This window comes from Vibrio sp. Scap24 (assembly GCF_013394185.1).
GTDB classification, from domain to species: Bacteria; Pseudomonadota; Gammaproteobacteria; order Enterobacterales; family Vibrionaceae; genus Vibrio; species Vibrio pomeroyi.
On the sequence record NZ_CP041333.1, the window covers coordinates 1,630,331 to 1,643,850 of the forward strand.

At 42.9% G+C, this 13,520-nt stretch carries 12 protein-coding genes; 10 read left to right on the forward strand and 2 right to left on the reverse strand.

Annotation, left to right across the window (positions count from 1 at the left end; translation table 11 throughout):
- Window positions 1-89: 89 nt before the first annotated feature.
- The 3 genes from FLM53_RS22600 to FLM53_RS22610 all read left to right on the forward strand — a co-directional run bounded on the left by FLM53_RS22600 (window position 90) and on the right by FLM53_RS22610 (window position 2,952).
- Window positions 90-854: a hypothetical protein gene (locus tag FLM53_RS22600; protein WP_176679312.1), complete on the forward strand. Its 765-nt coding sequence runs from the start codon at window positions 90-92 to the stop codon at window positions 852-854.
- A 103-nt stretch (window positions 855-957) separates the two neighbouring features.
- Window positions 958-1,362: a hypothetical protein gene (locus tag FLM53_RS22605; protein WP_176679311.1), complete on the forward strand. Its 405-nt coding sequence runs from the start codon at window positions 958-960 to the stop codon at window positions 1,360-1,362.
- A gap of 84 nt (window positions 1,363-1,446) precedes the next feature.
- Entirely contained in the window at window positions 1,447-2,952 is a 1,506-nt protein-coding gene (locus FLM53_RS22610) for a CoA transferase (protein WP_176679310.1), read from the forward strand.
- 161 nt (window positions 2,953-3,113) lie between these two features.
- Here the strand turns inward: FLM53_RS22610 and FLM53_RS22615 are convergent, their stop codons facing one another.
- On the reverse strand, window positions 3,114-4,001 hold the full coding sequence (locus FLM53_RS22615; protein ID WP_176679309.1) for a LysR family transcriptional regulator: 888 nt from the start codon (window positions 3,999-4,001) through the stop codon (window positions 3,114-3,116).
- Between the two features lie 85 nt (window positions 4,002-4,086).
- Here FLM53_RS22615 and FLM53_RS22620 point away from each other — a divergent pair, with 85 nt between their 5' ends.
- The 7 genes from FLM53_RS22620 (at window position 4,087) to FLM53_RS22650 (ending at window position 12,043) form a co-directional block, all read left to right on the forward strand.
- Window positions 4,087-5,529 carry a CoA transferase gene (locus tag FLM53_RS22620; protein WP_176679308.1) on the forward strand — a complete coding sequence of 481 codons (1,443 nt, stop codon included), beginning with the start codon at window positions 4,087-4,089 and terminating at the stop codon, window positions 5,527-5,529.
- A gap of 435 nt (window positions 5,530-5,964) precedes the next feature.
- A complete protein-coding gene (locus FLM53_RS22625; protein ID WP_176679307.1) occupies window positions 5,965-7,791 on the forward strand; it encodes a DUF3604 domain-containing protein in 1,827 nt (608 codons plus the stop codon).
- Window positions 7,792-7,915: 124 nt separating this feature from the next.
- Complete coding sequence (locus tag FLM53_RS22630; protein ID WP_176679306.1) at window positions 7,916-8,743, forward strand: peptidyl-prolyl cis-trans isomerase; 828 nt, start codon at window positions 7,916-7,918, stop codon at window positions 8,741-8,743.
- Between the two features lie 10 nt (window positions 8,744-8,753).
- Window positions 8,754-9,740 (forward strand): HupE/UreJ family protein, encoded by a 987-nt coding sequence (locus FLM53_RS22635; protein WP_176679305.1) that lies wholly within the window; start codon window positions 8,754-8,756, stop codon window positions 9,738-9,740.
- A gap of 119 nt (window positions 9,741-9,859) precedes the next feature.
- Window positions 9,860-9,994 carry a hypothetical protein gene (locus FLM53_RS24110; RefSeq protein WP_256099312.1) on the forward strand — a complete coding sequence of 45 codons (135 nt, stop codon included), beginning with the start codon at window positions 9,860-9,862 and terminating at the stop codon, window positions 9,992-9,994.
- A gap of 250 nt (window positions 9,995-10,244) precedes the next feature.
- Window positions 10,245-11,033 (forward strand): phytanoyl-CoA dioxygenase family protein, encoded by a 789-nt coding sequence (locus FLM53_RS22645; RefSeq protein ID WP_176679304.1) that lies wholly within the window; start codon window positions 10,245-10,247, stop codon window positions 11,031-11,033.
- Window positions 11,034-11,053: 20 nt separating this feature from the next.
- Complete coding sequence (locus FLM53_RS22650) at window positions 11,054-12,043, forward strand: zinc-dependent alcohol dehydrogenase family protein (RefSeq protein ID WP_176679303.1); 990 nt, start codon at window positions 11,054-11,056, stop codon at window positions 12,041-12,043.
- A 448-nt stretch (window positions 12,044-12,491) separates the two neighbouring features.
- On the opposite strand, the gene FLM53_RS22655 is transcribed toward FLM53_RS22650, so the two are convergent.
- Window positions 12,492-13,451, reverse strand: coding sequence for a DUF3187 family protein (locus tag FLM53_RS22655; RefSeq protein WP_176679302.1), 960 nt, complete (start codon window positions 13,449-13,451; stop codon window positions 12,492-12,494).
- Window positions 13,452-13,520: the final 69 nt, after the last annotated feature.

Consider the following 13,520-nt stretch of genomic DNA (forward strand, 5'->3'; position numbering starts at 1 on the left):
AAGATATTTATCGAAAACAAGGTGGTGAATATACTCTCTCTCAACAACACGGCACTACGCCAAATTTTAAATTGAAAGAGAAAAACATCATGAAACTTAATACCACAACAACCGCTATCCTAATTGCTTCACTGGCTTCAACTAGCGTTCTAGCAGCTAGCAATACAGACACTTCTTCTGTTTCCGCAGGTATTGGCTTTGACAACTACGGCGCAAGCGTAAAAGTTCAATTCGATGACCAAACTGAAGCAAACCAAACCAAAAGTATTATTGAAGTAAAAGGCATTGCAGGGGACAACCTAGGTTGGTCTGGCTCAAGCGAGCGTGATGATTCAATTGATAGCGTTCGAGCTCGTTACTTCAATACTGACAAGGCATCGAACATCGGTAGCTACATTGATACCGAATATGACGTAGAAAAAGAACAGCTTGATCTATCAGCAAACATCACTTGGAAATACCAATACAACCGCATTGAAGTTTTACCTTATGCGGGTGTTGGCTTAACCATCATGAACGGCGAACTGCCTCTTGAAGAAAATGGTTACCCAATTGATGACCACGTTACAGGCTACACCCTACCAGGTACTTACGGCCAAATCGGTGCGTACGCAAAAGTGAAAATCTTAGACAACTTGGATTTTATGTATAACCCAGAATGGCGCAGCACATTGGGCGGTGCAACGGTTTACACAGATAACTATTACAACGGTGAAGACACACTATTCACGAACGAAATACGCTTAACGTACCAAATCACCGCAGATTTAGACGTTCAATACCATGAAGAATGGGATTCAGAACAAGACTACTCAGACGCAACACGTGGATTTGAATTTAACTACAAATTCTAACAACGAGAATCAACCTCATTAATTTTAATCACTATCAATCCTAATAAATAACATTTCATAACCAATGAGTTAATTGAATATTTATTAGGATAGGAGACATACCATGAATACACATATGACAAAAATCGAAGCACCAACATGGCTGCCAAAACTGTTTCAGGCAATTGATACATTAGATTTTTCTGAAAATTCAGGCTTCGAAATCTTGCGTGACGATATTGTGATGCAATTTGGACAGGAAAAGATCATCGGCCTTGAGAACGTGAAAGCTTACTTCAAAAAAATAGATGAACCCTTCATCACTGAGCATTTTATTCACGACGTTTACCAAGTGGGTAACGCGATCATTATGAACGGTGGTGCAAAAATCACAGAAAAACAGAACCTTGATAATGTCATTTCTTTTGATTCGTTATTGAACATTCTGTGGCTTGATGAAAATAACTTAGTTGAACGTTATGTCGTCGATTATCCGCCAGAACTTGAGCAGCACAAACCGAAAAACTAAGCGCCTTAACAAAACAAATTCCATTGGCAGCGTTGCCGTTATACCCAGCAGCGCTCAATAAAGTAAAAATTAGAGACAAATATTATGAATACGAATCAACACAAAGTTTATCAACATATTGCAGATACACTTAACCTATCTACACCAGCATCAGACATCAATGTGGTTCAAACACCGACTTACCTAAAAGAAGATCTAGCAACTGCAGATTACATTACCGGTGTGATTGCAGCATTTGGGGCTAGCTTGGAAGAGATTGGCGAACTACGAGGCCTGCCAAAACAGAGCGTAACCGTTGACCGACGCCATGCGACCATGAGTTTGAACGACCCGGCATACCATTACCTAAATGGTACACTAATTCTTGGTGGTGAAATCGAAGTTCCAGTGAACAGCATCCAACAATCGAAAGACGGTCAATGGATGTGTATGAATGGTGCTTACCCGCATTTACGCGATGGTATTTTAAATTACTTCGATTCAGCAAATAACTACCAAAGCTTGAGCGACCAAGTTGCTAAAGTTGACATTGCAAAAATTGAAGCCGATTTTGAAGAGCAAGGCCTATGTATGGCGCCGCTTTACACACCAGAACAATGGCTAGCACATCCGCAAGGGCAAGCTATGGCTAAGCATCCTCTGGTATTGGTTGATCAACAAGGCGATGCAAAATCTAAAAAGTTAACTCAAGCAAAACATCGTCCACTTGAAGGGCTTAAAATCATTGATGTCACTCACGTGGTGGCTGGCCCATGGTCTACTCGTCAGCTCGCGGAATACGGTGCAGACGTCATCTCGGTTCGTAACCCTGAATTTCCGTTCTTGTACCCAGTAATCTTTGAGCAAAGTTACGGTAAAAAGCAGATACAACTCGACTTGAAGCAGCAACAACACAAAGAGAAGTTCACTGAATTGTTGAAAGATGCCGATGCACTCGTATGGGGTTACGGTCCAAACTCTCTAGAAAGACTAGGATTCGATCAAAAAACACTAATGGAGATCAACCCTAACCTCGTTGTTACTCAGATCTCTGCATACGGTCCAACGGGCCCTTGGAGCAAACGTAAAGGTTGGGAGCAATTGGCTCAAACTTGCACTGGCATGACACACATCGCATCGCAAGGTCGCGACCAATACCACCTTGTTGGCGCTCTCGTACTGGATTTCAGCACAGGGTTCTTAGCTGCAATCGGCACGATTTCAGCACTGATCCAACGTGAGAAGAAAGGTGGATTCTGGAATGTAGAAACCATGCTAGCACGTTCAGCAATGGAGCTTTTAAGTTTAGATGCCCAAAAAGAAGAAGTTGTGCCGATTTCAATGGCTGACATGCGCGAGTACTTAATCGACCAAACCAGCGAATCAGGTTCGGTGTTCACTCGAATTACACCTTATGTACAGTTGTCTGAGACCCCAGCTTACTGCCAAACAGGACCTTCCGTGATGGGCGCACATGATCCAGTCAAAACAACATGGAGCGACGAACCCGCAGGAAACGGCGCAATCACTCACCGTCCATCAGAAGTCGTTAACCGAGGCTTGTTTGGTTTCATACCGGGCTATGGCCACGAAGACATCATGCTACGCTAAGTAAACGTTCTTCATAAAAACAACGAGCATTAGCGATAAGACTGGGGGTTTCGTCCCCCACCCTGCCCACACAAAAACGAAACGAATTATGAGTCACCAAAGAGACGGGATAAACATAGGAACTTATGTTTATCCCGTCTCAATTTTATTTGACTATATGCCTACACATACCGGAAATAATTAGACATGAATTCAAGGAAATATTCAGTCCTCATAGGTTTAAGTTTCCGTTCTGGATACAACATATTAACCACCGTTTCAGAAAAAATCTCACTCTCTAATATCGTCACTAATTGTTGGTCAGCGTCATATTTATTGGCCATCGATTTCGTAATATAAGCAAGCCCAAGGCCTGCTATACATGACTGAAGTACCGCATAACTGCTGTTTACCGCAACCGAATACGGTAGGTGTTTTATCGCGTTTTTATCTTTATAATTAAACGGGTTTTTGTTTAACACTTGTCGGTGAGGGGGAGTCATTTCGTCAATCGAATTAATGTCACCGTACTGAGCTAAATACTCTTTCGAGGCCATTAAATAGCGTCTGTGTGTCATAAGATGTTTTGAAATTAAACTTTGATTCGATGCTTCACCGATACAAAACCAAACATCAACGCCTTCTTCAACGATATCTACGGAACGATTTGAAAACTCTAAATCTAACACCACTTTTGGGTACTTAATCGCAAACTCATTGAGCGCATTGTTTAGCGCCAAGTTACCGAGATCAACTGGTATCACCAATCGTAACACCCCTGTCGGCTCAACTTGCGTATTGGTTATCTCGTTTTCCGAACGAACCAACAAGTCTTCGATGTTCTGGCAGTAGCCATAAAACGCCTTACCTTCCTCAGTAAGGGTGAGTGTTCTGGTTGTTCTCAGTAGTAGCTTAACCCCATAAAATGATTCGAGATCTGATATTTTTCGACTCACAGTTGATGGATTAATGACTAGCTCTTCCGCTGTCTTTGAAAGCGAATTTAGCTCTACAACTCGCCTAAAAATAGTCAACGTATTTAGATCAAAATTATTATTGCTTCTGTGCAAAACTCTTCCTCATTCCAGGGGCTTTATCACAAATATAGACTTAAGTAAGCTGATTATCTATCTCAAAAACATCAAAGGTTTATTTATGTTACATGGTCTAGAAAACTTGAAAAAAATGGTCGATATCGAAATATCGTCAGACATTGAAAGTATTGATACGAATTACGAACCGAGCTTAGATGAATTATCACCGTACAGCATGTCGGATAGTTTCTCTTCTTTATTAATGATGAACGGTTTGTTGGTTGCAAATATTTGGAAACACAAAACAGGCGAAGCTCAAACCATCACCGTCGATCATAAAAAAGCGATGGAAATGCTTTATCGACCTAACTTCCTTCACATCAATGACCAGCCACTCTCGCTAGATGCTTTCAAGCGTTTTGAATCGCTCACTCACAAAACAAAAGATGGATATTTTGAGACCATTACTGCACTGGAGCACTTACACGACAAGACTTTAAAAGTATTGAACTGCCCACCAGAACAGGAAGCTATTGAGGCCGCCTACTTGTCTAAAACAGCGCAAGAGTGGGAAGATATCTTTAATGAGCATGGGTTAAGTGGCACCAAGATTCGAACTCAACAAGAATTTCAAGCGCACCCACAAGGCCAAGCTCTAAGTAAGCTTCCACCAATTCAAGTCAAGGCTCTCGGCACGGGCTCTAAGGTTCCGTTCAGACCAAGCGAAAGACCGCTCAGTGACGTAAAAGTGCTAGACGTTAGCCATATTATTGCCGGGCCCTCAATGTCGACCTTTTTGGCGGAACAAGGCGCTCAGGTTTTGCATATTGCCAACCCTTCCGCCGAGCGTATTACGTCAAACTACCTTGATACTGGCTTTGGTAAACGCAATGCTTACCTGAACTTTAATAAACAAAAGGATCTCGAGACGTTCTATCAGCTGATCACAGAAACTGATGTGTATGTAAATGGCTATGCTCCAGGTCGGCTTCAAGAGAAGTTTGGTTTAACAGAAGAGAAGTTATTATCAATTAACCCTAACTTAATCATCGTAACCAGTTCGGCATTTGGCGAAGTTGGACCATGGGCGAATAGGCACGGGTGGGAAAACATCGCACAAGCGGCTGTTGGTTCAGCCTTTGATCATGGCACCGAGAACCAGCCTATTCTATGTCCTTACGGTTTCATTACCGATTACGGCACTGGCTTAATGGGTTCTATCGGCATTCTGAAAGCGCTTCACAACCGTGCTTTCATTGGTGGTTCCCAACGTGTCAGTGTTTCATTAGCCCAAACTTGTATGTGGTATCAAAACCAAGGTTTGAATTCGAACCCGCAGAATCAACAAAGAAGTCAAAAGAAAGACCAAGAGAACATCGATAAGAAATTCGCCACAATACATAAAGTAATTTCCGGTGGAAACATCAGCGAGAACACCATAAAAACGCCAACGCCATTTGGTGTGATCACTCATTTAAAACCAGTCTTAGAATACTCACGCACACCGGCTTACTGGGATAAACCAACCTCACCTCTAGGCTCAGATTTCCCGACTTGGAAGTAACAATATCTAAGAGGGAATAATATCTAAGCAATCAGTTGCGAGTTGGCTTTTAGCATTAAGAGTAAATCCAAAATAAAGAACACCTTACGTTAGAAAAGCGTCTTGCTTTACTAATGTAAGGTGTTTTTGTATTCACCAAAACAATTAATAAGAGACAACCATTCACTATTGCAGCAATGCAAAAGTGAAAACCAATTTCAGATATTTTTCGCCTTTATCCTCTTGATTATACTTCTCCCATCTTAGCGACAACGAGCATTTACAGGCTTGTTCACTATCACGTTGAGTCTACGGAATAACACTTCAGGCCATGTATTTGCCCGACACGGAATGACAAAACATAAGCACTCGTTTTATGTGTGCGGACTTTCTAAACAAACAAGATGTTAAGAAAACCTGCGTACGTTCAGTTCACCCATTTATTAGGTCATTCCTATGAAAAAAATAAACAAATTAGCAAGTTGTGTTTCTGCCATTTTATTATGCAGCAGTATGGCAGCACAGGCAGACATTACGGTTCACGAAAATAAAGAAGCGTATTTCGGTAACTTACACGTCCATACTGGCTGGTCTTTTGATGGCTTTCCGCAAGGCGCAACCTTCAACCCTGAAACGGCGTATCGCTGGGCTCGTGGTGAAAAAATTGTTGATGAAAACGGTAATGTTTTCAAAATCCAAGGTAAACCTCTTGATTGGTATTCAGTGACAGACCACGCCGAATTTTTAGGCGTATTCCAACAAATGGTCAACCCAGAAAGTGACCTTTATGACTTGGACATATCTAAGCGTTTGGCATCAAAAAACAAAGTTGTGGCTTGGGGGGCCTATGCTGACATCTTCGACTGCATGAATAAAAACAGCTGCGATCCTCGATTGGTTGACCCTAAGCTCGCAAAATCATTATTCGCGCAAACAGTCGAGATCACAGACAAATACAACACACCAGGTCAGTTTACGACTTTTGCTGGCTTCGAATGGACCTCAGGCCCTGAAGCTCGCAACATGCACCGTGTATTGATGTTCAGAGATACTGACCACATTCCAGAAATACCGTTTACCAGCTTCGATTCGAAACGACCAGAAGACCTTTGGGCTTGGATGGACAAGCAACGTGAGAATGGCTCAACACTGTTAGCGATCCCTCACAATGGTAACGCCAGCGATGGTTTGATGTTCCCTGTCGATACCAGTTACGGCGGCTCTAAAGTAGACAAAGCTTATGCAGAAACTCGTATGAGAAATGAACCACTTTACGAAATCACTCAGATCAAAGGCACATCAGAGACGCACCCTGAGTTGTCTCCGAACGATGAGTTCGCAGGTTTTGAATTGTGGGATTATCGTTTAGATATGCACGGTCGTCTAACAGACAAACGAGTGGGTGGTTATGCACGCGACGCTCTACTGCGCGGTATTAAGCAAGAAGCAGAAGGTCAAGGTAACCCATACAAGTTCGGTTTCATTGGCGATGCCGATACCCACAACGGAGCAAGCACTTTCCAAGAATTCAACTTCACCGGCAAATTTGGGGTTGAAGTTCATCCAGAAGAACGCATGTACGGTTCACCGGGTAACTCAGGTCGTAACATTGAAGAAATCCGTAAGTTCAGTACGTCTGGTTTAGCTGCAGTTTGGGCAAAATCGAATACTCGAGAAGAGATTTATGATGCGTTAGCAAACAAAGAAGTTTACGCAACAACAGGAACTCGCATGAAAGTGCGAACTTTCGCAAGCTTCGACTACCCACAAGAATTGCTAAAACAAGCAGACTGGGAAGCAACGGCTTACGATGAAGGCGTGCCAATGGGTAGCGACCTAACCTCTGCAGATATTCACGGTAAAACAGCACCAACCATTATAGTCCAAGCTGAAAAAGATCCTGATAGCGGTAACTTAGACCGAATCCAGATCATCAAAGGCTGGGTAAAAGACGGCAAAACGTTTGAAAAAGTCTACAACGTTGCGATGTCTGATGGTCGTGTTGAGAATGAACATGGCAAAGTGCCTGCCGTAGGTAACACCGTGGACGTGAAAACAGCCACCTTCACCAATGATATTGGCGCTGAGTCACTTCAAGCTGAATGGGTCGACCCTGACTTTGATGAATCACTGCATGCGTTCTACTACGCTCGTGTACTAGAAATCCCAACTCCTCGTTGGAGCACATTTGATGCAGTAGAAATGGGCACAACCGTTCCTGAAGAACTGCCAGTTTCTATTCAAGAGCGCGCGTTTACCTCGCCAATTTGGTATACGCCTTAGTCTTATTGAGACTCGTCGAAAACTAAGTTTAACCTAGCTACACAATAGCACCATAGAGCCGCTCTGTGGTGCTATCCACTCAATGGATTTGATGCCCTATTTATCTGTTAAAAAGATTACTTTCATGAAAAATTTAACTGTACGTTTATTGCGCCAACCTCTAATGCATTTTTTCCTAATTGCTGCCGCACTTTTTGCTTACAACCATTACTCCGAACAACAGAAGTTCAATGAGGAGAATGTGATTGTTATTACGGAAGATAAACTTGAGCAAATCCATCTTAAATACGTAAAACTGTGGCGCAAACAGCCTACCCCTCAAGAACTACAAGCGTTAGTTCGTGACTACGCACTTGATGAAGCTTACGCACGAGAAGCAAGAAAAGTCGGCTTTGATACTAACGATGCCGTCATCAAACGTCGCCTCAAACAGAAGCTTCGCTTCATGATTAATGACGTTTCCGTGATGGAGCAACCAAGCGATGAGTCGCTGTATGAGTTTTATCAAGCACACATCGATAACTACAAGAAAGCCGATATCTATAGCTTTGAGTTCATCGCGCTGGACAGCACAAACGGAGCAATCAACATCAGTCCAGATTTGATTACAAGTTCGGACTCTAGCGGAAATTATTCAGAACAACCCAATCCGATCGCAGTTTCCAATTGGGATTCTTACGACGTAGATAAACGCTTCGGTTCCAAATTCTTAGAACAGTTGGCTACCCAACCTCTGGATCAATGGTCGTCACCTATCAAAGCGACATCGCAGTATTTCCAAGTGAAAGTGACGAGCAAGACAGAGAATGACTACTTCTCGTTTGATAATGCCAAAGCTCGAGTATTAGACGATTGGCGTATTCAGCGCAATCAAGAAAACCTAGACACTTACGAAAGCAAACTGCTGAACGACTATCAAGTTGTGATGAGCAACTCCGACGCCAACTCTTAAGGAAACCGTGATGAAAAAGCTAATCTCGTTACTTTTCTTATGTTTGATGACCATGTCACTGGGGGCTTACGCCGATGACATGCAATCAGCTTCGTTGCTGATCAAACAAATCGACAGCACGCACTCCGACTTTCTGTGGAAACGCCCAGTAAAAGGCGACAGAACCGTCGACCTTGATATTGTTGTTGATGGACAGAGCCAAAAAGATCACGCCAATATGCTCAGCTCGGTGATACCCGGAGCCTATGTTCAACAATGGACTATCGAGCGAGAGAATGGCTTAAAAGGGTTACAACTCGATATTGATGGTTTAACCAAGTATCAAGTGGATGTGATCGTCCGGATTGAAGATGCCGAAAACAACATCATTTCACGAGTGCTAAACGTTAGTGACCACCAGCTAAAATTGGCTGATGAGTTTAAATCTGACAACGTGATGACGGCGTACGTTAAGTTGGGAATTGAGCATATTCTGGAAGGCTACGATCATCTGTTATTTATATTGTGCTTGATCTTCATTGCGCGAACACCCAAGAAGATCGTAATGACTATTTCTGGCTTCACGATTGCTCACTCCATCACATTGATCATGTCTTCAATGGGTATGATGAACATCAGCATCGCTCCCGTCGAAGCCAGTATCGCGTTGAGCATTGTGTTTTTGGCCTACGAAATTGCCTCCAACAAAACTGATAGTCTAACGTTTAAGTACCCGTTATTGGTGTCGTCGAGCTTTGGTCTATTGCATGGCTTTGGGTTCTCCTCCGTGTTAAGCGAAATCGGCTTGCCACACAATGAGGAGCTCATGGCGCTGGTCAGTTTTAATGTCGGTGTCGAAATCGGACAAGTAATTTTCGTTGCGGCGTCTTACCTGCTTATCCAACTCATCACCAAAAAGTTGACGCTGGTTTCTAACACCATGGCGAGAAATTCAATCAGTTACTTTTGCGGGATCACATCGATGTTTTGGCTAATTCAACGCGTCATCGCTTTTTAAGACCGAACGACTATGCCTAAACCTCACTAGCTTTAACCTTTCAAATCACATGACTAACTGGAAGGTTATGGTTGGGATGGCAAACATTAATACAAAACTCACATTCCTTAGAGTCAACCATGAAAAAATTTCCTCGAAAATACCAATACCCACTAATGATTTCGATGGTACTTCCAACCATGCTACTCAGCATGCCAGCCATCGTGGCCGCCAAGAACCTACCACAAGACGATGTTTTTGATGCGTGTTTTTGATACATGGATAGCTGCTATTGGTCAGATGCTACCAACTGCCTTGTTAGTGTTTGCTGTTGTCGCACCAATCGTCAGACTATTCGTGACTAAGGTTCTTTTGGAGCCAATCAATAACGAGTAGCGTTAAGTGTTATTACTATAACAACGGATTATTACCTCATTAGTTACTTGGTTGAATGACGCCAGTCTGGCATTATGCGCCCAAGAAATACGTGGTTATTACACGGTACAGAATGAACGAAGGTAATCAGTGGTAGAAAACGGCCAACAACTAAGTAACCAATACGACGAACATGGTTACTTTGTTATCAGAAATTATTTCGATGAAGCTCAGATTGCATCGCTTAGAGAAGTCGTGCTCAAATTCCATGAATCATGGAAAGCAGACAACGAAGAGTTCTATCAAGAAGAGGCATTTAACTCATCTTTGATTACAGGCAGCGAGTATCTACCCGCCGACGATAGAACCGTACTGTTTGACTTCATCAGCTCAAAAAAAGTCATGGAAGTGGTCGATGCGGTAATACCGAACAAACCTGCATTCATGAACACACAACTGTTCTTCAACCCTGTGAACCCGCAACAAAAAGACTTCTGGCATCGTGACTGTCAATACGACTATGACATTGATGACCAAATGAAAGTCATCATGGAAACCCAAGTATTACACCTCCGTGTACCAATATTTGATGAGCCAGGGATGGAACTTATCCCCGGAACACACAAACGTTGGGACAACGAAGAAGAATACAACGTTCGCCAAGAAGTAAATGGAAAGGTAAGCAGCGATGACATCTCTGGCGGTAAACAAATACCGTTAGAAGCGGGCGACTTGTTAGTCTTTTCTGCGGATATGATCCACCGAGGCCGATACGGGCTGGATCGTTTAGCATTGGATATTTTGATCTTTGACTCGGCGGCAGACTATGTCGACTACGTTGATGACGACTGCTTACCAACACCAGCGATGCTAAGCAATATTACCGATCCAAGACTGTTTATGAACACGCTACACTTAAAGTCGATGCAGTACTCATAAACCACAAAGGTGCCCGAACCATGACTGACACTAAGCAAAATACCCGAATTAGCCAGTTCCGTTTCGGGCAGCCGAAAGAGTCTCTCAAGCTAGAACATGTCGCTTTAGGCGCACTTGATAAAGATAAGGTGCGAGTACGAATTGAAGCGACCAACATCAACCCTAGTGATCTATTGTCGATTTACGGTGTGGGGCAATACAAACACAGCCACCAGCCACCGAGAGTTCCGGGGTTTGAAGCGGTCGGAAGGGTTGTGGATTCTGGCCATTCTGAGTTTCCTCTAAACCAGCGAGTGCTTGTAGCTACAAGTGGTACATGGCAGAACTATGTCGATGTGTCACCAGACAACCTCTTCCACATTCCTCAACACCTAGATAATGGCTACGCCTGTCAGTTATATATTAATGCGCTCACCGCGTGGGTGCTGACGACAGAAGTGGCGAAGTTGACCAAAGAAGATGTGTTGATCATCAATGCTGGCAGTTCAGCCATTGGCAAGATTTTCTCTCAGTTGTCGAAATCACTTGGGTTTCAAATCATTGTCGTGACGTCACAACCTGAGCGCACTCAAACCACTCCATGTTATGTGCTGGATGCCAAAAGTGATTTGGTTGCACACATTCAGCAACTCGGTTTACCTCAACCAACAGTGGCCTTTGATGCGATTGGCGGAACGCCCGGAACCGAACTTATTCGTACCCTTGGCAGCCAAGGGCGTTTTATCAACTATGGCACGCTTTCACTCGATTTTTATGAACCGCGATTCTTCAAGCACGCAAAAAACCAAGCTATCGATTTCAGTACTTTCTTCTTACGTTATTGGGAAGAGGCTGAGGGGAAAGATGTTCGCTGTGATAAGTTCACAACTATGCTAGATCACTTCATCACAAACGACATAAAACTCGACGTTGACCGCTATCTGCCATTCGATGAAGTTCAAACCGCGATTGATCTCATCGAATCGAAAAGTACGCGGTTAAATGGCAAGATAATCTTGCTTCCGATGTAAACGAATCGTGGGGGGCAGTTGGAGCACATTATGTCTGTCCAATTGATTCAAAGAACGACTAGGCAGTTCAATCTGACTTTCGATGGCATGGCGTTTTATAAACAAGTTAAGTCTCTGTTTGAAAATGCATAGGTGATTGATGAAAAGTATTGCTCGAAAGCAAGCGTGGTAAGGAAATGATGCGTTGCTGCTTCAGCATCATTTGGGGCAATACAGCTCACCGAACCTCTCACTGAGTTTTGCTAAATACATCCAGAGATAAAGTATTGAGATTATCTTCACTGAAAGCCCATTATATCTTACAGAGACAAGCTTTGATTTAGCATTCTACCTGGCAGACTCTCCGCCCAGAGGTGACGTGACACATCACATTAGCTCACTGAACATAAAGAAAATACCGGTCGATCACCCATGATGAAACGCTAGCTTCCTGTTGAGCATATGTTGTTTACAAGAAAAATCTCAGTCCTACTGTAAAGTTAATATCCGTTGAATTATCTTTATTGCCCATATTCTCAGTGGTTGATATCTCTACAGCTACCCCATCAAATGTTCCTCTTAAACCCAGTACAAACTCCTTTGAAGGTTCGGAGAACGCACTATTGTCATCCAGCACACCTTGATAATGGTGGTATTCAACGAGCATCTCATATTGTTTGAGGAACTGGAGCGAATAACCAGCTGCAAATGACATCGTGGTATTACTTACGGGTATAGAACCCAAAGCAAGATCGTCTTTTCTGTGCGTTGCACCTAAGGTGCTAAAACCCGTGTGAACACCTGAATGGTAGGAATAGTTTAACTGCAGACCTTGCTCAAAGCTTATATTTGAAAACTCAGAATCATCAACATGGTTATAGTAAAGAGAGCCTCCTACGGATAACGCATGTTCACTCGTTTCAAAGAATTGATAAGACAAGTAAGAATGCAAAGCTTTTGCCATAGTCTCACCCTCAAAGTCCTCTATAGCAGAGCCATAAGATGAACCAATATTGAACTGATCATCATCCACTTCATCACGCCCATTTTGCGCTATACCAAAAGTGTTGTGAAAGCCTGCGACTAATGAGTCAAGATGATTATTGCCAGCCCAAGAATACTGCAGCATGATTTCTGCAGAAACCTTGTTGTTTATTGGGACTTGAAAACCACTAAAAACTTGATTTTGATAATAATCGAGTTGGAAGTCATTACTTTGAGCCCAGACACTCGCTATGGATGAAGTAATGAAAACCTCGGTGGTATCGACACTAAATGCACTTCTTAATTGGGTAGATAGAGAAGTCGATTGATAAGGAGAAGTAGCATAAGTTCTTAGTGGTGTTGACTCCACCTGAGCAAAAACAAAGTTATGGTAACTTAAAAGAATTAAAACCAATAAGAGTGCTGCGTTTCGCTTTAATAACACGAGGATGTCTCCGATATTGTCAAATATGGTATTGGATCCATCCGATGGATGTGTGCCTGAAATCTTGAG

Coding starts and splice junctions, on each gene's coding strand:
- FLM53_RS22620 (WP_176679308.1), top strand. CDS start 4,087: ATGTTACATGGTCTAGAAAACTTGAAAAAAATGGTCGATATCGAAATA.
- FLM53_RS22605 (WP_176679311.1), top strand. CDS start 958: ATGAATACACATATGACAAAAATCGAAGCACCAACATGGCTGCCAAAA.
- FLM53_RS22625 (WP_176679307.1), top strand. CDS start 5,965: ATGAAAAAAATAAACAAATTAGCAAGTTGTGTTTCTGCCATTTTATTA.
- FLM53_RS22650 (WP_176679303.1), top strand. CDS start 11,054: ATGACTGACACTAAGCAAAATACCCGAATTAGCCAGTTCCGTTTCGGG.
- FLM53_RS24110 (WP_256099312.1), top strand. CDS start 9,860: ATGAAAAAATTTCCTCGAAAATACCAATACCCACTAATGATTTCGATG.
- FLM53_RS22610 (WP_176679310.1), top strand. CDS start 1,447: ATGAATACGAATCAACACAAAGTTTATCAACATATTGCAGATACACTT.
- FLM53_RS22630 (WP_176679306.1), top strand. CDS start 7,916: ATGAAAAATTTAACTGTACGTTTATTGCGCCAACCTCTAATGCATTTT.
- FLM53_RS22635 (WP_176679305.1), top strand. CDS start 8,754: ATGAAAAAGCTAATCTCGTTACTTTTCTTATGTTTGATGACCATGTCA.
- FLM53_RS22600 (WP_176679312.1), top strand. CDS start 90: ATGAAACTTAATACCACAACAACCGCTATCCTAATTGCTTCACTGGCT.